Consider the following 18,279-nt stretch of genomic DNA (forward strand, 5'->3'; position numbering starts at 1 on the left):
TGGGAGAGTGGCTTCCAGCGTCTGTCACGGAGGAATGCCGATGGGCGTTGTGGAAGTTTTGGATCCGGTTCAGCCGGCGCGGGCTGGTGGCTGGAAAGTGGACGCAAGCCTGGGCGAGCGGAACGGGCGGGTGTCGTCCGAATGGTTCAATCGGCCGGATGACGAGCGGTATCTGTCGCTCGACGATCTCTGGGCCAATGTGAAAGGTCGCTCCGAGCGCAGCCGCAGCCGGGTGGTTCAGACAGCCGACATCCGTGTCGAGGCAACGCGCGACAGCGCCGAGCGATTGCACCTGGTCTTGCCGAAGGGGGATGAACCGGTAGCGCCCACACACTGGGCCTTCGGCCAGCTCGCCAGCATTGTCGGCGCTCCGGCCTCCTACCTGCGGCAGCTGCCTGCTCCTCTGGCGGGGATCAACCTGCAATACGGTTTGACCAACCACCGGGCCGAGCAGGTGAAGACCTTCGAGACCGAGGATGGCCGCACGGAACTGCGCGCCGTGACCGGTCCCGACTACGGCCGCATCCATGACTTCGAGCTTGTCGAGGCGGTTCAGCGCATCGCGGGCAATGGCACTGGAGATACGCGTTGGAAGGTGCCGGGTGTGCTGGATTGGTCGACCGGGGTCTACAACCCCGATGTCGAAATCAGCCGCGACACGACCACGCTTTACGCTTCGGACCGCGACGTCTTCCTGTTCCTGGTCGACGACCGCAATCCGATCGAAGCAGGCAAGTTGCCCGACGGCTCCCCCGATCTCTATTTCCGGGGCTTCTATTGCTGGAATTCCGAGGTGGGCGCGAAGACCCTCGGCATGGCGAGCTTCTACCTGCGGGCGGTGTGCCAGAACCGCAACCTCTGGGGCGTCGAGGATTTCCAGGAGATCAAGATCCGTCACTCGAAATACGCCGCTTCGCGCTTCGCACATGAGGCCGCGCCCGCGTTGACGCGGTTTGCCAATTCCTCGCCGCAGGGGTTCGTGAACGGCATCAAGGCGGCGCGCCAGCAGATCGTGGCGCGCAGCGACGAGGATCGCGCGGATTTCCTGCGCAAGCGCGGTTTCTCGAAAGCCGAATCCGGCAAGATCATCGAGAAGGTGCTGATGGAGGAAGGCCGCCCGCCCGAGAGCATCTTCGATTTTGTGCAGGGGATTACCCGGCTTGCGCGCGACAAGACCCAGCAGGACGCCCGCCTTGATATGGAAGGGCGCGCCAAGAAGCTTCTCGACCGCGTTGGTTGAGGTGGCGACCGGAGGCGATATCGCCTCCGGTCTCGTTCCTGTTTCATCGATCTGCTACTGTGCCCGACACGTTTAGGTGTTGGAAGTACGCGCATGGAAGAAATTGATTGGTCAGATCGTGCATTTTATGATGACGGTGAATGGGTTACCTGGTCGGAAATCGACGAGCAGCTTCGCTACAAGGAGTGGGGCGCTAAATACCCGAACGCGATCAGGTCTATGATCCCATATTTTGAGGATCTCCTGTCCCTCGCGGAAAGCTATCACCTCGAGACCGGCCTTCACCTCTCTGTCTACGGCGATATCGGTGAGCTGTTCGGTGCTATCACGTACGGTATCAAGCTGAACAAGACCTATGCCCAGGGTGCTGACGGAAGACTTGGCAATGATCATGTCGAGGTCAAGACCATTACGCCATTCAAGACAAAGGATGTGGTTGTGGTCGATACAAATGGGCATTTCAACAAGCTCTTGGTTGTAAAGATCAACGAGGATTTTCAGGTCTCGGGTCGGATGATCGACCGAAAAGATCTTCCAAAGCGCGAAGGGCGCTACTTGCGGGTTCGATGGGGCGATTTACCAACGCCGAAATGATCGGCCCGATCAGCGACAGAGAGTCCGAGGGGGCGGTTTGGTCTTTGACGGTTTGAAGCGGGGAGAGAGGCTCTCCGCACCGTCGGAGATATGCCCATGTTCGACCTTCCTCTCCAAACTCAGCCGGAAACACAGAAGACAGGTTTGCCGCCGAGCTTCCTGACCGTTCTTGCAGATCAAGACTTGCCGTTTGCGCTCACGATGGCTTGCCACGCGTCGGCGGCTCTCATGTCCGGGCAGGCACACCCCAAGGTACTGGAGCGGTTTGCCACGCTGGCCGAAGCCATGCAGGGGGCAATCGTTCATGCCGAAAATGTCACCCCTGAAGACGCGCCGCGCATCCTGGCGATCCTCGATAGGGAGGGCCGCCTCGTTCTGGCCGGCGCTACCTATGATGGCGGGGTCGCATGGTGCCACCCGGTCTCGGATGCCGCCGAAGCCCGCACCGTCGTGTCCGAGGCTAGCCAGACCCGCGCGCAGGCCATGCGGGCGGCCGAGTGGCATGAACATAGCCTCGCGCGACGGCTGCGGCACCACGCCGACGTTCTCGATGCCCGTCTTGTCGATCCGCTCTGGCGTGTCTTCGCGTCTCGCGCACTGCAGATCGCGGCGTGACGCCCGAGAGTCAGAGAAGGGCAGGGGAGGATGTGAGCCTAGGAGGACGAGAGAGAGCCTCGGGGTTCAGATCCTTTCCCTCATTTCGGAGTTTTCAATGTCCAAGATCGAACCCACCCTGGCCGCGCCGATGGCGCCGTCCAGGATTGATTTCGCCGCCGTGCTGGCTCGGCAGTCCGAGCGTGACGCGCGGATCGCAGCTTTGCGTCCGGCCAACAAGGAACGCCTCTTCGATGGCCTGTTTGCTGCGGGCATCACACATGTGACTGTCTGTTTTGATGGTTATGGCGACAGTGGTCAGGTTGAGAGCATCGTGGCGTACGCTGGCGAGACCGAGGTTGCTTTCCCCAAGACCCAGATCGCCTACGCCGCATTGACCTGGGACGACCCGGAGGTCGAGATGCGGGCGCTTTCGCTCGAAGATGTCGTGGAGCAACTGGCCTATGACTTCCTCTCCGACACCCATGGCGGTTGGGAAAACAACGACGGGGCCTACGGCGAATTCTGCTTCGACGCAGACGCCCGCAGCATCCACCTCGAGTTCAACGAGCGCTTCACCTCGTCCGAGCTCTACACACACGATTTCTGAGGGGGCGGCGATGGCACATCCCTATCACCACGCCCTGTCCTCGGTGAAGAAATGGGGCGGCACGGTCGAGGATTACCTCGCCGTGCATTCCTGGTTCGACCAGAGCAAGGAGATCACCGCCGACTTTCGGCACCGGGCGCTGCGCCACCATGCCGAGGGCATCTTCATGGCCGAGACGATCTTTGGTCCGACGCTCACCCTCTCGACCGGGCGTGTCATCCCAACCCGATGGATCGGCGAGCAGCATGTGAAGGAAGACCTTGGTTTCATCCCGAGCTTCGCCGATTGGGTGAAGGCGATCCGGCCTGAGTCCTGGATGGGTCGGACCGAACGGATCGAGGCACAGGTCGATCCGCATCTCGTCTCGCCCGTGGTCGAGGTCACGTGACATGACCGATCCCACTTATCTAAGTCTTGGCTTGCCGCCGACCGCTTCGCCACTGGCAGTGGTTCGCGCGGCGGTCCGGGCGCTGCACCCCGACACGCGCGCTGTTTGCGGCCTCCGGACCGCGCGCAAGCGTTTCTACCGGCAAATGCTCTGCGCGCATGCCGCACGAAAGGCGGCAGACGACACGTCGATCGGCTGATCGCTCCCGGCCGACCCTTCATCCCGATTCAGTACCCGGCCTCTTGGCCGGGTCTTCCCCATTCAGGAGGTTCCCATGGCGGATCACTTCACCCATTTCTCATGCCTGCTCGACGTCGGCAGCCCCGACAAGGCGGCCCGCGCACTCGCGCTGTTTCACGATCTGCGCGCTGCGGATCAGGACGCCGATGACCCGGATGTCGCTGGCTTCGATCTCGTGCACCAGGATGCCCCCGAGGGCAGCAGTCTCTGGATCCATGATGACGACCAAGGCGATGTCGAAGCCGTCATCCGCTTCGTCTTGCGCCTCGCCGAAGAGCTCGACCTCACCGGCCTTTGGGGGTTCCAGTATGCTCTGACCTGCTCCCGGCCGCGGCTCGACGCCTTTGGTGGCGGCGCGCATGTCCTCGATCTCGGCGCTCGTAAATCCATCGGCTGGTCCAGCACGCAAGAATGGTTGGTCGCGGCGCTGAACGGGGAGGACGTCGATGCCTGAGATCATCTGCACCACCGTCTACCAGTTCCCCGAGCTCTCGGATGCCGCCAAGGAGAAGGCCCGCAACTGGTATCGCGACCTCGGACCCCACGACGACTGGTGGGACGCGGTCTATGAGGATTTCGAGCGGGTCTGCGACATCCTCGGCATCCGCCTGAAGACCTCCCCCGTCCGCCTGATGGGCGGCGGGACGCGGGCCAAGCCCTGCATCTGGTTCTCCGGCTTCTGGAGCCAGGGTGATGGGGCATGTTTCGAAGGCTACTGGTCCTACGCCAAGGGCGCTGCCGCGTGCATCCGGGACTACGCCCCGACCGATGCGACGCTCCATGGCATCGCCGACCGGCTGCAGGCCATCCAGCGGTGGAATTTCTACCAGCTCGCCGCCGAGGCCAGCCACCGTGGCCGCTACTACCATGAATACACCATGTCGGTGGACGTCACGCGGGACAGCCCGACCTGGCAGCCGCCGACCGAGGACGCGGAAGAAATCGTGACCGAGGCGCTGTGGGATTTGGCCCGCTGGCTCTACCGCCAGCTTGAAGCCGAATACGACCACCTCACCTCGGACGAGGCCATCGAGGAGGGGATCATCGTCAACGCGTATACGTTCACGGAAGGAGGGCGGCGGTTCGGGTAACAGAGATCAAAGCGCAAGGTTCATTTGATCTTTACAGCAAGTCCATATGGACTATATTGAAGCCAATGGAGGACGCCATGTACGTTGCAGAGAAAATCCGGGAACCCGCACAGATCAACGCCGTCGCGTTGAAAGCTTATGCACGCGTGGCCGATGCTTGGGGTCTCAGTCTCAAGGAAGCGGCTGGCCTTGCCGACATGTCAGAGAGCACGTGGAAGCGCGCCAAGAAGCCGGATTTCGCCGGAGAGCTCACCAAGGACCAACTGCTGCGGCTCAGCGCTGTAATTGGCATCTTCAAGTCGCTCGAACTCTACTTCTCGGAGCCTCTGGCAAAAAGCTGGTTCACCCGACCGAACAAGGGGCCGCTCTTTGGTGGAAGCCGACCAGTCGACACCGCCATCGACGGGGGTTTGCCGCAGATCCTGGCGGTGCGGACCTATCTCGATGCGTTGCGTGGTGGGGCATGAAGCAGACCGAGATTTCCGATCGCGGTCTCGTTCGTCTCCTGCCCGCCACCTACCACAAGCCACCATCACTGCGCGGTCTCGTCGATTCCGATGAAGAGATGGAGATCTTGGCAGAGATCGAGGGCCTGACCAGTGGACGTCTACAGGCCGAACGCGGGCGCAACCCGCATCTGGACCCGCGCGAACTCGCTTGGCAACGCCGCAGCCGCGATCTGCGCATCTATGGGGACAGTCACGTCAACGCAGCCTTCACTTACACCCGCGCCGGCGGAAACCGCTTCAACGCCGAGGAGCGCGGCGCGTGGTACTGCGCATGGGATGTGATGGTTTCTGTCAGCGAAGTGGCCTGGCACCGCACGCGTGAACTCGGCTTTACCGGCAGCTTCCATGACAGCGCCCGCTATGTGGAATTGCTGGCGGACTTCATCGGCGTCTTTGACGACATGACCGATGAGGCAGGTCATCCCGCGCTTCATCCGGATCCAGACGTCGGGTATCCTGAAGGCCAAAGCCTGGCCCAGCATCTGCGCCGGGGCGGATCCAAGGGCCTGATTTACCCTTCGGTCCGGGCTCCTGCACCGGGCGGGAATTGCCTGGTCTGCTTCGAGCCCCACGCCATCCAGAACGTCCGGCCGGGCGCGTCTTGGGATCTTGTTTGGGATGGGACACCGCACTACTCGATTGCGGCCGTCGGCTGACAAGTTGCAGCGCATGCGCCTTTGGGGGTCCGAAGAAATGAAACTGGCAGACGACAACAGCGCGGACGTCACGAACTTGAAGCCATGTGACCATCAGCCGTTCTTTGAGGCGTTGGACTGTCCGCCCCCACCGACCGACGCACTACGAGCAGCGTTTCGTAGGCGGAGGGAAACTCTGGTGGATTTTTGCGCCGACACGCCATCCACCAACTGACACCCGTCACTTATTCCCGTCGATCCACTTCGACATGAGCCCCTTGTCGCGGAAGCATTCGTCCGGAACGGCGCGCCGTTTGATCCGGGCGAGTTTCTCAGCGAAGGCCACCTGCCTGGAGGTGGGCAGCTGGTCCATGTCCGATACGGGCCTCAGCCGGGCCTGAGCCTCGATCCACGTGCTCAAAGATCGCCGGTCTTGCTGAACTTCCCAGGGCAGGAGCGTCCGGTTGCGCAGGGCGAGCGACCGCGCATAGGCAATCTGCTTGGGCGTTACGGGCAGGGCGTGCTTGGTGCTTTCCATGGTTGAACCCCCTTTCTGGCTTGGTTCTGAAAATAGAACATAAAAAGAACATAATCAAGCCAAGCGTCGGGAACACCTTGGTGCGAGAGGGAGAGAGGGGCCGGGAAAGATCAGGCCTGAGGGTGCCCGAGAGAGGGTGCCCGGACCTGATCCTGTCCCTCATTCCGGAGTTTCCCGATGACCCATCTTGCCCCTTTTGCGCGGGCGTCCGTGCCTGCGCCCGTTGTTCCGTTTGCAGCAAATCCTGCTCCTGCGATCGTTGCCGTCGCCGAGGCGCTGCAGCCCGATCTCTCGCAGGGGTTCCAGATCGATGCGCTGCGCCTGCGGCTGGAACTGGAGCGCGCCTTTGGCGGTTCCGATGCGACAGGCGCCTGGGACTGGAAGCTCGCCTATGAGGCGGGCGAGGTGGCGCTGGTCCTCTTCCTGCGGAAATTCGGCCGCGCGCTGCTGGCCCGGTCTGGCTCGCCAGCGGCGCTGTTGCCCATCCTCGCCAAGGTGTCAGCTCTCTTGCCCACGCACACAAGGCGTTCGGAAGAGATGGAGCGGTTCCAGCAGTTCAGCACGCCCCTGCCCATGGGGCTCGCGGCGATGGCTGCCGCACGGATCGACGTGGGCGATCTCGTCCTCGAGCCCTCAGCGGGGACCGGGCTTCTAGCGATCCTCGCAGAGATCGCAGGCGGCAGTCTTTCGCTGAACGAGCTGGCCGAAACCCGCGCCTATCTTCTTGGCTTGCTGTTCCCGGGTCGCCCGGTCACGCGGTTCGATGCCGCGCAGATCGATGATCATCTCGACGCCTCCTCAAGTCCGAGCGTCGTCCTGATGAACCCGCCTTTCTCGGCTGTGGCCAATGTCGATGGTCGGACAACCGAGGCGACGGCCCGACATCTGCGCTCGGCCCTCGCGCGCCTGGCCCCCGGCGGACGGCTCGTTGCCATCACAGGGGCAGCATTTGCGCCGGATGCGCCTGCCTGGGCCGACACCTTTGGCCGTCTGACCGAGGCGTCCCATCTCGTCTTTACGGGTGCCGTGTCGGGCGCGGCTTTCGCCAAGCACGGCACCAGCTTCGAGACGCGGATTTCTGTCTTTGACAAATGCCGCGGCGGCGAGACGGGCGGCACCACCGCAGACCTGCGCCAACCCACGTCCCCGGACGTGGCGCATCTGATGTCGCGGGTCGCCGCGGAGGTTCCGCCACGCCTCGAACTGGAACAGGCCACAAAAGCGGGTCTGGGCCACACTTCCCTCTTCCCGGGAAGTCATACCCCCACCACACGCACTACCATCAGCCGATCGCGCGCGACCTCGGCGGCTCAAATGGCGACACCTGAAACGCCGATTGAGGCCGAGGAACTGGACTACGCTCTCCGCGACGCCGCCGGGGACGAAGACGCCGCACGGCTGTCCGACGCGATCTACGAGACCTTCCGTCTGCAGGCTATCGACATCCCAGACGCCGCATCGCACCCGACCAAGCTTGTGCAATCGGCGGCCATGGCCTCTGTCGCACCTCCGAAACCCTCCTATCGCCCCAAGCTTCCGGCGACCATCCTGCGCGACGGCATGCTCTCCGACGCGCAGCTCGAGACCGTCATCTACGCGGGGGAGGCGCATGGCGCATATCTCGCAGGGTCTTGGATCGTCGATGAGACCGGCGACATGGTCTCGGCCGCGCCCGACGAAGCCGCGGGCGCCGTCCGCTTCCGCCGGGGTTTCTTCCTCGGCGATGGCACCGGGGCGGGCAAGGGCCGTCAGTCGGCCGGGATCTTGCTCGACAACTGGGTTCGAGGAAGACGCAAGGCGCTCTGGATATCGAAAAGCGACAAGCTTCTCGAGGATGCGCAGCGCGACTGGTCCGCGCTCGGTCAGGAGCGGCTGCTCGTCACACCGCTCTCGCGCTTCGCGCAAGGCCGCGACATCCCGCTCGCCGAGGGCATTCTCTTCACCACCTATGCCACACTGCGTTCTGAAGAACGCGGCGCTAAGAAATCCCGCGTCGACCAGATCGTCGACTGGCTGGGGGCGGATTTCGACGGGGTGATCCTCTTCGACGAAAGCCATGCCATGGCGAATGCTGCCGGGGGCAAAGGCGAGCGGGGCGATACCATGGCCTCGCAGCAGGGCAGGGCGGGTCTGCGCCTGCAGCACAAACTTCCGAATGCCCGCGTGGTCTATGTCTCGGCCACGGGCGCGACGACGGTCCACAACCTTGCCTATGCGCAGCGTCTCGGTCTCTGGGGCGGGGAGGATTTCCCGTTCGCAACCCGGGCGGAATTTGTGGAAGCCATTGAGGCTGGCGGTGTCGCGGCGATGGAGGTTCTTGCCCGCGACCTCCGGGCGCTCGGTCTCTACACGGCGCGGTCGCTGTCCTATGACGGTGTCGAATACGAGATGCTCGAACATGCGCTCAGCCCCGAGCAGCGCGGCATTTACGATGCCTATGCAGGGGCCTTCGCCATCATTCACAACAACCTGACCGCGGCGTTGGATGCGGCGAACATTTCTGGCAAGAGCGGCACGTTGAACCGTCAGGCGAAATCCGCCGCGCGGTCCGCCTTCGAGTCCGCCAAGCAGCGATTCTTCGGCCATTTGCTCACCTCGATGAAGACCCCCACGCTAATCGCATCCATCGATGCAGATCTGGCTGCGGGTCACGCGGCGGTCATCCAGATCGTCTCGACGGGTGAGGCGCTGATGGAACGCCGCCTGTCGGAGATCCCAACCGACGAATGGAATGATATCCGTTGTGACATCACACCCAGGGAATACGTTCTGGACTACCTCGCCCATTCCTTCCCGGTGCAGCTCTACGAGCCTTTCACCGACAGCGAGGGCAACCTCTCGTCGCGCCCCGTCACGCGCGACGGCCAACCGGTCGAATGCCGCGAAGCCGTCCGGCGTCGTGACGCGCTGATCGAGAAACTGGCTTCGCTTCCGCCCGTGCCGGGTGCACTCGACCAGATCGTCCAGCGCTTCGGCACCGATCTCGTGGCCGAAGTCACAGGGCGCTCGCGGCGCATCGTGCGCAAGGGCGAAGGGCATTCGGCACGGCTCGTGGTGGAGAACCGGGCCGGAGCCGCGAACCTCACTGAGACCCAAGCCTTCATGGATGACGAAAAGCCTATTCTGATCTTCTCGGATGCCGGGGGCACGGGGCGCAGCTACCACGCCGATCTTGGGGCGAAGAACCAGCGCTTGCGGGTCCACTACCTCCTGGAACCCGGCTGGAAGGCAGATGCGGCGATCCAGGGCCTCGGGCGCACAAACCGCACCAATCAGGCGCAGCCGCCACTGTTCCGACCGGTCGCCACTGATGTGAAAGCGGAGAAGCGGTTCCTGTCGACCATTGCGCGCCGCCTCGACACGCTTGGCGCCATCACGCGCGGCCAGCGCCAGACCGGCGGGCAGGGGTTGTTCCGCCCCGAGGACAACCTCGAGTCGCCTTACGCCCGCGACGCGCTGCGCCAGCTTTACCGCCGCATCTTTCGCGGCGATCTGGCTGGCTGCTCGCTCGGGGCTTTCGAGGATGCCACTGGCCTTGAGCTCACCGATGACAATGGGCTGAAGGACGACCTGCCGCCGATCACGACCTTCCTCAATCGCCTGCTGGCGCTGACGATCGACATGCAGGCCGTGCTGTTCGCGGGTTTCGAAGAACTCCTCGACCAGCGGATCGAGGGTGCCATCGCCGCCGGGGTCTACGATCTCGGGCTCGAGACACTCCGTGCTGAGAGCTTCCGGGTGACCGACGTACAGGTCATCTACACCCATCCGGGCTCCGGCGCGGAAACCCAGCTGCTGACCATCGCGGAAAAGCGCCGCAACACGCCTACCTCACTGGCCGATGCGCTCGAATGGCTGGATGACCCGCAGGCGCGGCTTCTGGTCAACAGCCGCTCGGGCCGGGCTGCCGTGCAGGTTCCTGCCACCAGTCACATGCTGGACGATGGGACCATCGAGCCGCGCCTCCGCCTGATCCGCCCGCTTGATGCCAGCACGGTCCCGGCCAAGGTCATGGAGGACACCCACTGGCTCGAGGCCGACCGCGCGGCCTTCACTGCGGCGTGGACTGCGGAACTGGCCGAGGTGCCGGAGTTTTCGGACTCCACGCTGCACATCGTGGCAGGTCTGCTGCTGCCGATCTGGAAGCAGCTTCCCCAGGATGAAACCCGCGTCTACCGCCTGCAGACCGATGACGGGCAGCGCATCATCGGCCGCCGCGTCTCGCCTGCCTGGGTCGCGACCACGCTGGCCGCCGATGCGCCCAAGCTCTCGGCCGCGCAGGTCCATGCCCTCGTTCTGGAGGGCAAGACCGTGGTGCGCCTGTCGGAAGGGATGGAATTGCACCGCTCGCGCGTCATGGGCGCGAACCGGATCGAACTGTCGGGCTTCTCGGAGGCAGCCAAGGATCGGCTCAAGGCCGATGGCTTCTTCTCGGAGATCATCAGTTGGAAGCTTCGGCTGTTCTGCCCGACCGACGCCGATGGTGTCGCGATACTGGATCGTCTGCTTGCACGTTGTCCTGTTGCAAGGCTACATGATCGCGGAGGTTGTTAACCCATGTATTCCGAGACCGAAGACCTCGTGCGCGATCTGGCAGAAATTGCCGAAGGCGTCTGTCGTGCCTACCTTCCCGCCGGACGGCGGGAAGGATCCTACTGGATCGTCGGCGATCTGCAGAACAACCCCGGCCGATCACTCTTCGTGCGGTTGACGGGCCCTGCGTCGGGACCAGGGGCAGCGGGCAAGTTTACGGATGGGGCCACAGGCGAGCATGGCGATCTCCTGGACATCATCCGCGCCCGGACGGGGATCACGCGCTTCCCCGACCTTCTCGCCGAGGCCCGAGCGCATCTTGGCCGTCCGCAGCCGGTCGTCCCGGATAGGCAAGAGCCGAGGAAGGCCAAGGCGCCCGGTGGCACTCCTGCGGCGGCGTCGCGCTTGTTTGCTGCCTCGAACCCGATCACAGGCACGCTTGCTGAGACCTACCTCCGTTCCCGGGGCATCACCCAATTCGGGGCGAAGGGTGCGTTGCGCTTCCATCCGAAGTGCTGGCATCGGGAAGAGGGGCAGACCCGGAGCATCCCCAGACCGGCGATGATCGCGGCGGTTACCGATGGGGCAGGGGCCGTGCAGGGCGTGCATCGCACCTGGCTGGCGCCTGACGGACAGGGGAAGGCGGCAGTGAGTCCAGAGCGTCGGGCTATGGGTCACCTCCTCTGCAATGCTGTCAGGCTCACCCCGCACGATGACATCCTCGTCGTCGGCGAAGGCATCGAGACCATGCTGTCCCTGTCCGAGGCGGCCCCCGGCCTTCCCGTCTGGGCGGCGCTCTCGTCGGGACACCTCGGGGCGGTCCTGCTGCCGGAGGGGCTCCAGCGCCTCTACATCGCCATCGACCGCGATCCGGCCGGGCAACGAGCGGCAGGGAGGTTGAGCGCCAGAGCCTCCGAGGTCGGGGTGCATGTGCGGGTGCTGGAACCGCGGCTCGGGGATTTCAACGATGATCTTCGGGCGAACGGCAAGGACGCGCTGCGCCAGCATCTGGCAGGTCAGATCGGGCCAGAGGATCGGCATCGCCTGCCCAGCTGAGCTGCATCGCGCAGGGGGGTCTGGGAGTGCGGGGCAGGGGGCTGCATCCCAGTCGTGGCTCTGGATCGTCGTCTTCACCCCATCCCGGGCAATCTCATCCACCCGTCACCCGAGCGGCCTTCAAGAGATGGGCAGGCGGCCGTCAAAGGGGTCGCCCCTTCAAGGACGGGGGGCGACTGATTTCCGCCGGCGGGGACGAGCCCCGCCTTTGCATCGCGAGACAAATCAGTCGCTCCCCGTCCTCCTCCACATGCGTTCCGGCCCCGAAAGGGGGTGAAGAGGCGGCCCCCGTGACGGCTTTCGCAGCCCATGAAGGCCGCGCGGGTTGACGCGCGGACAAGACAGGCCCGGAGGCAAGAAACCGATGACGATCCATACCCGCGACGACGCGTATGAACCCGCCCACACCGCATCCCAGACCGCCCATGCGCTCGACGAGCTGCAGCTCTATGGCTACCGCCCCTTTGACGAGCCCGATCCGCGCCCGATGCCAGATGGGCAGCGCCTCGCCGTCGCCGTCGCCGACATCTTCGACGCCCTCGTTGCGACCCTCGAAGACACCCGCATGGAACCCGACCTCGAAGAAGTGCTCTGGGGCCAGGTCAACCTCTTCCACCGCGCCACGGCCCGGATCGAGCGGACGCTCGATGAGAACGAGCAGGCGCAGCGCCGCCTCCAGCGCGAGCAGGACGGCTCCGAAGTGAAGTCCGTCGAACTCGAGCGCCTGACGGCCGAAGGCCTGACTCTCGTTGAACGGCGCAACTGCATGGACATGATGCGCGATCACGCCGCCACCGAGTTCGTCCATCACATGGGATCGACCTGGCGCCCCCGCACCGGCTCGATGGTGAACCGCCAGCACATGACCGCCGCCCTGATCGACAGCCGCGACTTCCTGGCCGCCAAGCGCCGCGCCGAGACCGAGGTAATGCTTCCCGCAGGCCCCAAGGTCGCCCTCACCGGCGGGACCGATTTCAACGATCACCGCCTGATCTGGGGCAAGCTCGACCAGGTCCGGACCAAGTATCCCGACATGGTCCTCCTGCACGGTGGCAGCCCGAAGGGCGCAGAACTCATCGCCGCCAAATGGGCCGAAGCCCGGGGCGTGACGCAGGTGGCCTTCAAGCCCGACTGGACCAAGCACGCCAAGGCGGCGCCCTTCAAGCGCAACGACGCGATGCTGGATGTGCTCCCGGTCGGGGTCCTTGTCTTCCCCGGAACCGGTATCCAGGAAAACCTCGCCGACAAGGCCAAGAAGCTTGGCATCCCGGTCATGAAGTTCGAGAAGGGGGCGTGAGCCCCCGACTTCAATCCGGGACAGAACATTGTGGAAGCGTCGAAGAGCGCTTGATATTGTGGTCTGGAGAGAGGCGCCAGCAACATGTTCGACATATCGCAGCAAATGGAAGTGTTCCCGACAACGGTCGATCTCAAGCGGATCGACCCGTCTCTCAACATGCGGCGCTTCTATCGAATGAGCGTTCAGCCGGACCTGTTTGGCGGCGCATGCCTTGTGCGGGAATGGGGCCGTATCGGGTTTCGAGGGCAGATGCTAATCGAACAGCACCCGGACGAGGGCAGGGCGGTCAACGCACTCATGAAGCTTGCGGCGACGAAGAATCGGAGGGGGTATCAAGCGTTCGGGAACTCATCAGAAACGACCCGGAATTCGGTCGTCTTTATGGACGCCGCTGATTGTGGTGGAAATGTTGACGTACTTCACGTAGGTGAGCCTCGTCGTTGAAATGCCCAATTCACACGGTCTTTCGCCTCGATCTGGAGAAGCTTCTTCGGCTAAAAGCTCTGGACAAGGGTGGCCGCAAACGGGTCTGAGCAGCGCACTTCCTCTACTCGCAAGTTGTAAATGCGTTTAGATCTGATTAATGAGAACATAGTAAGAACAAATCGATGGGCCCAGCGGTATCTAGATATGGAATTTGACTTCGAGGCAGAGCTCTCAAAACTCACTCGCGAGGAGCTAGAGCGCCTCGCAAAAAGCATGATGACGAGCGGCGTTGCCTTGAGCTTCCATGGGAAGCGCTCAGCAATGCAGATTGCCAAGAAGGTCCGTCCTCGTCAGACACGCCGGGAGCCCAAGCTCCATGTCGGTTCGCCTGAAGCGCAATCAAAGAACATGCTCATCGAGGGTGAAAACCTTCAAGCCATGGTAACGCTCTACAAGTACCGCGGGCAGGTAGACCTCATCGTCACCGACCCTCCGTACAACACTGGGCAATACTTCCGGTACAACGACCGTTGGGACAACGACCCGAACGACCCCGAACTTGGGACGATTGTGTCCAGCGAAGATGGGTCGCGTCACACCAAGTGGATCAAGGCAATGATGCCGCGCCTTCAGATCATGAAGGCGATGCTGAAACCTTCTGGTGTTCTTGCAATATGCATCGACGACAACGAGCTCTTCCACTTGGGGATGATGCTGGATGAAGTCTTCGGGGAAAAGAACCGGCTTGCCATTATTAACTGGCAGAAGGCGTACTCTCCTAAAGGTGGAAAATCTGTCTCTAAGACCACTGACTACGTTCTCGTCTACGCCAAAGATAAAGGGCTGGCGAAAATGGATCTGTTGCCTATTGATCGGTCTGGGTCGAAGAATATTGATGGAGACGATAGTGGGGATTGGATTCCAACTGACCCCTCAGCACGGCAAAATCGGGAAAAGACAGCTTACGCGATCCAATCGCCCTTCACTGGCAACCTTCATTACCCGAATGGCGAGTACGAGTATGACGGAAACCTTCCTGAGGCTCGTGCCCACTGGGTAAATTTCACTAAAGCCGAAGCGAAGAAGCATCTTCGAGAATGGGGTGTCGCGTATGTCGAGAAAGACCTCGGCGATGGCCGGGGCAACGCTCTTGTCCTTTCTGGGAGTAGCGTTGCACTTGAGGGCTATAATCCTGCGAGCGACCCAGTAGTCCAACTTGCAGCGAAGAAAGCGCTTGAGCGTCGGGAGAAGGGTAACTGGCCGAAGCTGTTCTTCCGTGATGATAGGAAGAGAAGGCCGGGGGCAGGGCGTCCTCGTCTCAAGACGCCTATTGATGTCGTCCGCGCTGGCATGATCCCTACAACATTCTGGGATGAGGAATTCTACGAGACTCCTGCTGACGTGGGGTCAGTAACGTGGCCTCACGCTCAGTCAGGTCACTCGGACATGGCCAAGAAAGAGCTTGATGAGATTGTAGGCAAGGGTCACGCCTTCGATACTGTTAAGCCGCTCCGTCTGCTCAAAAAAATCATTCAGATCTGGTGTCCGGACAATGGACTTGTGCTCGACCCCTATGCGGGATCCGGTTCAACCGGACATGCCGTTCTGGAGCTCAACATGGAGCTCGAGGCAGACCGCCGCTTTATCCTTATTGAACAAGGTGCTCCTGAGAACGGCGACAAATATGCTAGAACCCTCACCTGGCAACGCTTGCACAATGCCGTCACAGGCAAGCGGCCAAATGGGAAGAAGGCAAAGCCGCTCGGCGGTGGCTTTGAATATCGCCTTCTTACCAAGACTATCGACGCCAAGACTGTTCTCACCATGCAGCGAGACGAGCTCATTGACGTTGTGCTCACGTCGCACTGGGAGAACCACAAGCGCTCAGCACCAAGCCTGAAGCGTGTAGATGACGAGAGCTATCAGTACTTGGTCGGTCTAGATCAGAATGAAGAGGGATACTTCCTCATCTGGGACAATGGTGGGCCGGTTGGCTCTCTGAGCCTCGACACCTATAAGAAGGTTGCCATAGAGGCAAAGAAGGCAAGTATTGAGCCGCCATTTCATGTTTACGCTCGCTACGAGATGTTCCAGTCTCCTAACGTTCGCTTCTGGAAAATTCCCGACAAGATTCTGGCGGACCTCGGCCTGAACGAGAACGACGAATACAATAATGAGGACGAGCGCGCTTAATGGAGCTCATTGGTTTTCAAGAACGGGCATCAAGCCAGATTGCCCAACGATTTTTTGACTATTCAGCTAACCCTTTAATGGTGGATCGAACGACGACGATCCCTTTTCTTCAGACGCTGGTTGCAATCACCGGCAGCGGCAAGACGCTAATGCTAGCGGATGCGGTTTCGCAGATGCGAGATGGGTTCGGTGTGGCCCCTGTTGTCCTGTGGATATCGAAGGGAAGGGTGGTGGTCTCTCAGACTTTCGAGAATCTCTCCTCGGGCAAGTACGCCGACAACCTTTCCGGCTTCAACATCGTGCCGCTTCTTGAAGTCGCTCCCGATCATTTGTCGAGCGCCGACACGCCCGTTCTCTTGGTGGCGACAGTCGGCAAGTTCGCTGTCGAGGATAGCTCGAGCGAAGACCGCAAAGTGTATCGGGCCCAGCTCGACCTTGCGGAAGAGTCCCTTTGGGATCAGCTGAAGAAGCGCCGAACCGAGAAGGGACAAAGGCGTCCGCTGATCATCGTGTATGATGAAGGCCACAATCTCTCGGACTTGCAGTCTGAAAGGCTGCTGGAACTGTCACCGGATGCGCTCATCGTTGCGAGCGCTACGCTTACCTTGCCGCCGCGTCTCAACAATGTCATGGGGCGGCTTCGCAATGATAAGGGTTGGAAGGACGAGGACTTTTCAACGTCAGTCTCGAGCAGAGAAGTTGTTCTCTCGGGACTTGTAAAAGAGCGTATCTCAATAGACGGCTATATTACGCCTCTCGAGCCAGCCTTGGATAACTTGCTTGCAGACCTGAAGATCGCGCAGGAAGTTACAAGGGATCACAAGCTCCCCTTCACGCCGAAGGCCATCTACGTCTGTTCAACGAACACTGTCGATGGGATGTCCATCACTGAGGATTTGAAGAGACCGTTCAAGGACCGGCAGGCTCGTCCCATTCTCATTTGGCGTCACCTTGTTGAGGTAGCCAAAATCAAGCCAGAGAAGATAGCAGTCTACTGCCAGCTCAAGTTCTCAAAGGACTCCCCCAAGCCTACTGAAATGCACCTGTTTGACGGCGGAGAGAAGGACTATGCCCGCTTCACGGCGGGAAAATATGAGCATGTCATTTTCAATCTTGGTCTCCAGGAAGGCTGGGATGATCCTGCTTGCTGCTTTGCCTACATCGACAAGGAAATGGCTTCGGCGCGGCAAATCACTCAGGTAATAGGCCGGGTTCTGCGCCAGCCAGGGGCTGTGCACTACAACGATCCAATCCTGAACACGGCGCACTTCCATATCCGAACGGATGAGAAGGGGGTCTTTGACGACATTCTGAGGGATATCCGCAAAGACTTGGCCTCTGAGCACCCCTCTATCGCGCTGGTGGTCAAGGATGAAAAGACGCGCGGTAAGCGCGATCGGATAGACCCCCAACCTCCGCGAACCATTCCTACGGTTGGAATCGAGAGCAGTCGCGCTCTGGAACCAATTTCGCGCATCGTCAAATCAATCATGGACTTTCGTTCGGACGCGCAAAATACTGTGGGTCAAGGAAGCCGGATGCAGGTGCTCCAAAAGGTAGGGGAAGAATCCGACGCTCAATTTGAGTGGGTTGATGTCGAGCATTCAAACCGCGTCACGGCACGCTCTGTCTTCCGGCGAGAGATTCTGCGGAGCTATCCTGGCGGCCTTCGAAGGGCAGGGGGTCCTGTGAACCTCGTGGATATCGAGGAGCCAAAGTTCGATGCGATGATTGAGCTGAGCAGTCCTGCGGCGGATCATCTGCGAACCAAAGCTCAAGAAGTAGTTGCCGCTTATATCCAGCACTCAGTCATCTTCCAGAACGATGTAGATAGTCCCTATTCTGTTGGCCCGGTGGCTATCGATCCAAACTCCAATGAGGAGTTCAAGCGCTCACTCCACGGAAAGTATTCGGGCTTGAACCCGCTTGAAGCAAAGTTCGCGCGCGCTCTTGATCGAACGCAGCGGGTTTGGGCGCGAAACCCGGTTGGCAGCGGCTACTCTCTTCCCCTTCTTCACGAGGGCAAGGCCTATTGGCCGGATTTCCTTGTATGGGTTGATAAGGCTGTAGTCGTAATAGACACCAAGGGAGACCACTTGCTTGTAGAGGCTTCAGCTTCGAAACTTTTTGAGATTGATGGAGCGGAAGCTGGAAAGCGTGTGGTGCTCCGGCTCGTGTCTGAGGGGCACGTCGAAATACAGAATGGTACCGTGCATAAGCGGGCCAAGACTGGCTTTACAGTTTGGGCATGGCGAAATGGACGGCTTCAACCCACGCATTGTGAGACCGAGAAAGAGGCGGTAGAGGCGGTACTCGTTGTTGATTGAACGGT

The 18,279-nt window shown here is 61.3% G+C and carries 16 protein-coding genes and 1 pseudogene; 16 read left to right on the forward strand and 1 reads right to left on the reverse strand.

All coding sequences use genetic code 11. The features are described 5' to 3' along the window. Positions 1 to 40: 40 nt before the first annotated feature. The 10 genes from XM53_RS20400 to XM53_RS20440 all read left to right on the forward strand — a co-directional run bounded on the left by XM53_RS20400 (position 41) and on the right by XM53_RS20440 (position 5,922). A complete protein-coding gene (locus tag XM53_RS20400) occupies positions 41 to 1,240 on the forward strand; it encodes a hypothetical protein (RefSeq protein WP_057796659.1) in 1,200 nt (399 codons plus the stop codon). 93 nt (positions 1,241 to 1,333) lie between these two features. Further along, a complete protein-coding gene (locus XM53_RS20405) occupies positions 1,334 to 1,834 on the forward strand; it encodes a hypothetical protein (RefSeq protein WP_007803268.1) in 501 nt (166 codons plus the stop codon). Between the two features lie 96 nt (positions 1,835 to 1,930). Continuing rightward, complete coding sequence (locus tag XM53_RS20410) at positions 1,931 to 2,449, forward strand: hypothetical protein (RefSeq protein WP_057796706.1); 519 nt, start codon at positions 1,931 to 1,933, stop codon at positions 2,447 to 2,449. Positions 2,450 to 2,546: 97 nt separating this feature from the next. Continuing rightward, on the forward strand, positions 2,547 to 3,038 hold the full coding sequence (locus XM53_RS20415) for a DUF6878 family protein (RefSeq protein ID WP_057796660.1): 492 nt from the start codon (positions 2,547 to 2,549) through the stop codon (positions 3,036 to 3,038). A 10-nt stretch (positions 3,039 to 3,048) separates the two neighbouring features. Next, the gene (locus XM53_RS20420; protein ID WP_057796661.1) at positions 3,049 to 3,426 is read left to right on the forward strand and encodes a DUF6915 family protein; all 378 of its coding nucleotides are present in this window, start codon (positions 3,049 to 3,051) and stop codon (positions 3,424 to 3,426) included. A gap of 1 nt (position 3,427) precedes the next feature. After that, positions 3,428 to 3,625 carry a hypothetical protein gene (locus XM53_RS22790; RefSeq protein ID WP_082631157.1) on the forward strand — a complete coding sequence of 66 codons (198 nt, stop codon included), beginning with the start codon at positions 3,428 to 3,430 and terminating at the stop codon, positions 3,623 to 3,625. A gap of 75 nt (positions 3,626 to 3,700) precedes the next feature. Next, complete coding sequence (locus XM53_RS20425; RefSeq protein WP_057796662.1) at positions 3,701 to 4,120, forward strand: hypothetical protein; 420 nt, start codon at positions 3,701 to 3,703, stop codon at positions 4,118 to 4,120. After that, a complete protein-coding gene (locus XM53_RS20430; protein WP_057796663.1) occupies positions 4,113 to 4,757 on the forward strand; it encodes a hypothetical protein in 645 nt (214 codons plus the stop codon). Before XM53_RS20425 ends, XM53_RS20430 begins: the two co-directional genes overlap by 8 nt. Positions 4,758 to 4,822: 65 nt before the next feature. Further along, positions 4,823 to 5,224: an MbcA/ParS/Xre antitoxin family protein gene (locus XM53_RS20435; RefSeq protein WP_028095451.1), complete on the forward strand. Its 402-nt coding sequence runs from the start codon at positions 4,823 to 4,825 to the stop codon at positions 5,222 to 5,224. Continuing rightward, a complete protein-coding gene (locus XM53_RS20440; protein WP_057796664.1) occupies positions 5,221 to 5,922 on the forward strand; it encodes an RES family NAD+ phosphorylase in 702 nt (233 codons plus the stop codon). The genes XM53_RS20435 and XM53_RS20440 overlap by 4 nt, the downstream gene beginning before the upstream one ends. Positions 5,923 to 6,142: 220 nt before the next feature. Here the strand turns inward: XM53_RS20440 and XM53_RS20445 are convergent, their stop codons facing one another. Then, positions 6,143 to 6,439 (reverse strand): hypothetical protein, encoded by a 297-nt coding sequence (locus XM53_RS20445; protein ID WP_057796665.1) that lies wholly within the window; start codon positions 6,437 to 6,439, stop codon positions 6,143 to 6,145. Between the two features lie 177 nt (positions 6,440 to 6,616). On the opposite strand from XM53_RS20445, the gene XM53_RS20450 reads away from it, so the two are divergent. The 6 genes and pseudogenes from XM53_RS20450 to XM53_RS20475 all read left to right on the forward strand — a co-directional run bounded on the left by XM53_RS20450 (position 6,617) and on the right by XM53_RS20475 (position 18,274). Next, positions 6,617 to 10,993 (forward strand): strawberry notch family protein, encoded by a 4,377-nt coding sequence (locus XM53_RS20450; protein ID WP_057796666.1) that lies wholly within the window; start codon positions 6,617 to 6,619, stop codon positions 10,991 to 10,993. 3 nt (positions 10,994 to 10,996) lie between these two features. After that, complete coding sequence (locus tag XM53_RS20455) at positions 10,997 to 12,028, forward strand: DUF7146 domain-containing protein (protein ID WP_057796667.1); 1,032 nt, start codon at positions 10,997 to 10,999, stop codon at positions 12,026 to 12,028. 364 nt (positions 12,029 to 12,392) lie between these two features. Beyond that, entirely contained in the window at positions 12,393 to 13,325 is a 933-nt protein-coding gene (locus XM53_RS20460; RefSeq protein WP_057796668.1) for a DUF2493 domain-containing protein, read from the forward strand. 84 nt (positions 13,326 to 13,409) lie between these two features. Further along, positions 13,410 to 13,667 (forward strand): annotated as a pseudogene (locus XM53_RS20465) (WGR domain-containing protein); the annotation flags it as partial. Between the two features lie 291 nt (positions 13,668 to 13,958). Continuing rightward, a complete protein-coding gene (locus tag XM53_RS20470) occupies positions 13,959 to 15,947 on the forward strand; it encodes a site-specific DNA-methyltransferase (RefSeq protein WP_057796669.1) in 1,989 nt (662 codons plus the stop codon). Beyond that, a complete protein-coding gene (locus tag XM53_RS20475) occupies positions 15,947 to 18,274 on the forward strand; it encodes a DEAD/DEAH box helicase family protein (RefSeq protein ID WP_057796670.1) in 2,328 nt (775 codons plus the stop codon). The genes XM53_RS20470 and XM53_RS20475 overlap by 1 nt, the downstream gene beginning before the upstream one ends. Positions 18,275 to 18,279 lie beyond the last annotated feature (5 nt).

The sequence above is a fragment of the Roseovarius atlanticus genome, assembly GCF_001441615.1.
GTDB lineage: Bacteria > Pseudomonadota > Alphaproteobacteria > Rhodobacterales > Rhodobacteraceae > Roseovarius > Roseovarius atlanticus.

What these genes read in the sequence shown, in the direction of transcription:
- XM53_RS20400 (WP_057796659.1), top strand. Translation starts at nt 41, where the DNA reads ATGGGCGTTGTGGAAGTTTTGGATCCGGTTCAGCCGGCGCGGGCTGGT.
- XM53_RS20405 (WP_007803268.1), top strand. Translation starts at nt 1,334, where the DNA reads ATGGAAGAAATTGATTGGTCAGATCGTGCATTTTATGATGACGGTGAA.
- XM53_RS20410 (WP_057796706.1), top strand. Translation starts at nt 1,931, where the DNA reads ATGTTCGACCTTCCTCTCCAAACTCAGCCGGAAACACAGAAGACAGGT.
- XM53_RS20415 (WP_057796660.1), top strand. Translation starts at nt 2,547, where the DNA reads ATGTCCAAGATCGAACCCACCCTGGCCGCGCCGATGGCGCCGTCCAGG.
- XM53_RS20420 (WP_057796661.1), top strand. Translation starts at nt 3,049, where the DNA reads ATGGCACATCCCTATCACCACGCCCTGTCCTCGGTGAAGAAATGGGGC.
- XM53_RS22790 (WP_082631157.1), top strand. Translation starts at nt 3,428, where the DNA reads ATGACCGATCCCACTTATCTAAGTCTTGGCTTGCCGCCGACCGCTTCG.
- XM53_RS20425 (WP_057796662.1), top strand. Translation starts at nt 3,701, where the DNA reads ATGGCGGATCACTTCACCCATTTCTCATGCCTGCTCGACGTCGGCAGC.
- XM53_RS20430 (WP_057796663.1), top strand. Translation starts at nt 4,113, where the DNA reads ATGCCTGAGATCATCTGCACCACCGTCTACCAGTTCCCCGAGCTCTCG.
- XM53_RS20435 (WP_028095451.1), top strand. Translation starts at nt 4,823, where the DNA reads ATGGAGGACGCCATGTACGTTGCAGAGAAAATCCGGGAACCCGCACAG.
- XM53_RS20440 (WP_057796664.1), top strand. Translation starts at nt 5,221, where the DNA reads ATGAAGCAGACCGAGATTTCCGATCGCGGTCTCGTTCGTCTCCTGCCC.
- XM53_RS20445 (WP_057796665.1), bottom strand. Translation starts at nt 6,439, where the DNA reads ATGGAAAGCACCAAGCACGCCCTGCCCGTAACGCCCAAGCAGATTGCC.
- XM53_RS20450 (WP_057796666.1), top strand. Translation starts at nt 6,617, where the DNA reads ATGACCCATCTTGCCCCTTTTGCGCGGGCGTCCGTGCCTGCGCCCGTT.
- XM53_RS20455 (WP_057796667.1), top strand. Translation starts at nt 10,997, where the DNA reads ATGTATTCCGAGACCGAAGACCTCGTGCGCGATCTGGCAGAAATTGCC.
- XM53_RS20460 (WP_057796668.1), top strand. Translation starts at nt 12,393, where the DNA reads ATGACGATCCATACCCGCGACGACGCGTATGAACCCGCCCACACCGCA.
- XM53_RS20470 (WP_057796669.1), top strand. Translation starts at nt 13,959, where the DNA reads ATGGAATTTGACTTCGAGGCAGAGCTCTCAAAACTCACTCGCGAGGAG.
- XM53_RS20475 (WP_057796670.1), top strand. Translation starts at nt 15,947, where the DNA reads ATGGAGCTCATTGGTTTTCAAGAACGGGCATCAAGCCAGATTGCCCAA.